The organism is Escherichia sp. 94.0001 (genome assembly GCF_013369155.2).
Taxonomy (GTDB): Bacteria; Pseudomonadota; Gammaproteobacteria; order Enterobacterales; family Enterobacteriaceae; genus Escherichia; species Escherichia coli_F.
Window position 1 is genome coordinate 1 of the sequence record NZ_JABWMS020000262.1, and the last position, 360, is coordinate 360.

At 54.4% G+C, this 360-nt stretch carries 1 protein-coding gene; it reads right to left on the reverse strand.

What is annotated here, in order from left to right:
* Positions 1-124 precede the first annotated feature (124 nt).
* Entirely contained in the window at positions 125-319 is a 195-nt protein-coding gene (locus HEN33_RS25610) for a DUF987 domain-containing protein (RefSeq protein WP_097497247.1), read from the reverse strand.
* Positions 320-360: the final 41 nt, after the last annotated feature.

The following is a 360-nucleotide window of genomic DNA, read 5'->3' on the forward strand; positions in this document are numbered from 1 at the left end:
ACGATGACAGGTCAGCCGGCGCGCTGACCGGTTTCGGTGAAGATGTATGCATTGACGAGAATGGCCTCATCCACAGCGGCGTCTGAGTCCATCTGGTCGTACTCGTTTTCCGGGTGACGGAACATCAGTTCAGGGTGACGCTCATCAGCCGGACATACGGGCCAAAACTGTCCTTATGGCGTTCAGCAAACACGGCCAGCACACCGGGAATATCCTGCACTTCACGACCGGTATACGCTTCAGTGCTGCCGTGCCAGCGGTATTTGCCGGTACAGAAAGGAAAAAGACGGGATGCCGGATGTTGTTGGTGAATACGCATGGCTTCACCACGGGTGATGATTTTCATAGTGTGATACCTCT

Excerpts from the sequence above, each read along its gene's own strand:
- HEN33_RS25610 (WP_097497247.1), bottom strand. The coding sequence starts at position 319 with ATGCGTATTCACCAACAACATCCGGCATCCCGTCTTTTTCCTTTCTGT.